Source organism: Nocardia pseudovaccinii NBRC 100343 (assembly GCF_001613225.1).
GTDB classification, from domain to species: Bacteria; Actinomycetota; Actinomycetes; order Mycobacteriales; family Mycobacteriaceae; genus Nocardia; species Nocardia pseudovaccinii.
On sequence record NZ_BDBY01000388.1, the window covers coordinates 1 to 2853 of the forward strand.

A 2853-nucleotide genomic window follows, 5' to 3' on the forward strand; every position below is an offset into this window, starting at 1 on the left:
ATGGCGACGACCTTGCCGAGCCGGACGTCGGCTTCCCTGTGCCTGCGCAGTACCGAGGCGATCGGCGGCGCGATCTCGTGCGATGCCAGCACACCTGTCGCGACCTGGTAGAGCAACGGCTGGAAGAGATGCTCCGGAGTGCTCGAGATAAGAACGTAATTGATGCCCGATTTGGCCAACTGCTTAGCGGCGGCAAGCCCCCCGAATCCCGATCCAACGATGACAACATCTGCGTGTTCCATGACAGCCTCCTTCTCTCATTACCAACCGTCATTCGATCCGCAGATATTTCAGGTGTTCAGGCGCATAATAGATATGACTCTTATCTGGATCGCTCATAACTGCGCTTCGCTGGCGCTCAGCTCCGTTACGAGCGATCGCTCGGCTCTGCCTATGATTCGCTCGCTGCGCTCGCGAATGGAATTGGAGATCAAGTGGAGCTTCGCCAGCTCACCTACTTCGTCGCGGTGTGCGAGGAGCTGAGTTTCAGCAGGGCCGCGGCCCGCTGCTACATCTCCCAGTCGGCGATCAGCCATCAGATCGCCCGATTGGAGCGTGACCTCGGCGTAGCCTTGTTCGAGCGTTCGACCAGGGCCGTTGTGCCGACCGACGCGACCATGCGGCTACTTCCGCTGGCTAAACAGATGCTCAGTCTGGAGTCGGCCATCCGCGCCACCGTGCGCACCTCCGGTCACCGCATCCGGCTGGCCGCCAATATGTCCTTCGCGACCCGATCCCTGTCCGCGATCGCCGGGGCGCGCGCCGCGCATCCGGATGCCGAAATCGAATTCGTCATCAAACCGTTCCGGCAGCGGATCACCGCGGTGGCCGATGGCGACTGCGATCTCGCGCTCATCCGCGGCAGTGTCGACGAGCCCGGTCTCGCGGTGGAGAAGCTGTGGATCGAGGACCTCGTCATCGCCACCTCCGCCGCCCATCCGCTGGCCCCGCAGGACCAGGTGACGCTGGCGGATCTGAGCCCGTATCCGCTGCTGCTCCCGCCCGAGCAGGAACAGGTCCTGCTGCACAATGTGATTCGGGCCGCCTTCGCCGAACTGTCGGCGGGCCCCACCTTCGGTCCGCCGATTCCACCGGACCACACCGCGACCATGGAGCTGATCAATCGCCCGGACGCCTGGACGGTGCTCTACGCCGACAGCCCGACCGAGGGCCTGGTCGTCCTGCACCTCGCCGAGCACCGACTACGTATTCCGGTCTCCGCGGTCTTGCGCAGCGATGCGCGCCGTTCGCCGATCCTCACCACGCTGCTGTCCGGATTGCACCGCCGCTGAGATCTGCTGTCTCCGAGCAGATCTCAGCGGCATCGGTGTCAGGCGTTCTCGCGGGTGAAGCTACGTGCGCCGATCACCATCGCCACCGCGGCGACCGCCAGCGTGAGCCCGGTCCCCAGGTACACCTCGGACGCACCGAAGTCGCCGCGGAACAGGGCCCTGGCCGCATCGACGGTGTGCGAGAACGGATTCACCTTGCCGATCGTGCGCAACCAACTCGGCCCTACGCTCAACGGCAGCAAAATGCCGGACAGCAGCATCAACGGCACCGCGAGACTGTTGAGCACCGAGGCGAGCACATCCTCGGATTTGGCCCACAGACCCAGCGCATAGGACGCCGCGGCCAAACCTGCCGCCATGACCGCGATCAACAACACCGACAGCACCACGCCGAGCGGATCCGGCCGAACGTCGAAGGCCGCCATGGCAACTCCGACGAGCACCAGCGCCTGGACAACGAGCACGACCATGTCTTTGAGCACGCGCCCGGTCAGCAGCGCGCCCCGGCTCGCGGGCGTGACCCGCTGCCGTTCGACGACCCCCGCGCGCAATTCCGCCACAATGCTGAATCCGACATAGATCGCGCCGAACAGCCCGGTCTGGATGACCAAAGCGGGCGTGAGCAGCTTCCACGGATCGGAGTCCGCGCCGAGCGACGGCGCGATGCCCTTGACGAGCGGCCCGAACAGCACCAGATACAGCACCGGCTGGGACAGACCGATCAAGACCCACACCGGATTTCGCAGATTTGCCCGCAGTTGGGACCAGAAGATCAGTCCGGTCTCGCGCATGAACCTCATGAGTGACTCGCCTCCCGCAGCGAACGCCCCGTAATGGTGAGAAAGACATCGTCGAGGCTGGGACGTTTGACAGTGAGCGCACCCGGTACGAGACCGCGCTCGTCCATGGCACGCAATAGGGGTACGACCGCGGCATCGCCACGATCCACGGTGAGATGCACCAGCGTCGCACCGATCCGGTCCGGACCCGCATCCTCCGAGCGCACCAGCGAGCGCACCTCGAGCACCGACTGGGCGACCTGGAGTGCGAGATCCGCATGGCCATTTTCGATTTCGAAGCTCACCACGTCGCCGGAGATGCGGCGCTTGAGTTCGTCGGGCGAGCCCTCGGCGACGATGCCGCCGTGGTCCATGATCAGCAGCCGGTCACACAGTGCGTCGGCCTCGTCCAGATAGTGGGTGGTGAGCACGACCGTGGTGCCTCGCTCGCGCAGGCGCCGGATGTGCTCCCACAGATTCGCGCGGCTCTGCGGATCCAGGCCGCTGGTCGGCTCGTCGAGGTAGATCAGCGCCGGGCCGTGCACCAGGCCGAGCGCGATATCGACGCGGCGGCGCTGACCGCCGGAGAGCTGGTTGCATTTGCGCCGGCCGAGGCCGTCCAGGTCGAGTGCGACGAGCAGTTCTTCGGCATTGTGCGTGGCTTGTACCTTGCTCAGCCCGAAAAGCCGTGCCTGCAACACCAATTCGTCGATGACCAGGGCATCGTCATTGGTCATTCCACCCTGGGCGACGTAGCCGATGCGCGAACGCACGGTCCGCTG

At 65.0% G+C, this 2853-nt stretch carries 4 protein-coding genes; 1 reads left to right on the forward strand and 3 read right to left on the reverse strand.

The window, feature by feature from the left end:
- Positions 1-242 (reverse strand): FAD-dependent oxidoreductase (locus tag NP3_RS41960; protein WP_157124910.1); only part of this gene is annotated, 242 nt, incomplete at its 3' end.
- Between the two features lie 192 nt (positions 243-434).
- Here NP3_RS41960 and NP3_RS41965 point away from each other — a divergent pair.
- The gene (locus tag NP3_RS41965) at positions 435-1292 is read left to right on the forward strand and encodes a LysR family transcriptional regulator (RefSeq protein WP_063047265.1); all 858 of its coding nucleotides are present in this window, start codon (positions 435-437) and stop codon (positions 1290-1292) included.
- A gap of 38 nt (positions 1293-1330) precedes the next feature.
- On the opposite strand, the gene NP3_RS41970 is transcribed toward NP3_RS41965, so the two are convergent.
- Together NP3_RS41970 and NP3_RS41975 are read right to left on the reverse strand one after the other, a co-directional pair.
- Positions 1331-2092: an ABC transporter permease gene (locus NP3_RS41970; protein ID WP_063047266.1), complete on the reverse strand. Its 762-nt coding sequence runs from the start codon at positions 2090-2092 to the stop codon at positions 1331-1333.
- Positions 2089-2853: ATP-binding cassette domain-containing protein (locus NP3_RS41975; protein ID WP_063047267.1), on the reverse strand; the 765-nt coding region annotated here is incomplete at its 5' end. The genes NP3_RS41975 and NP3_RS41970, both read right to left, overlap by 4 nt.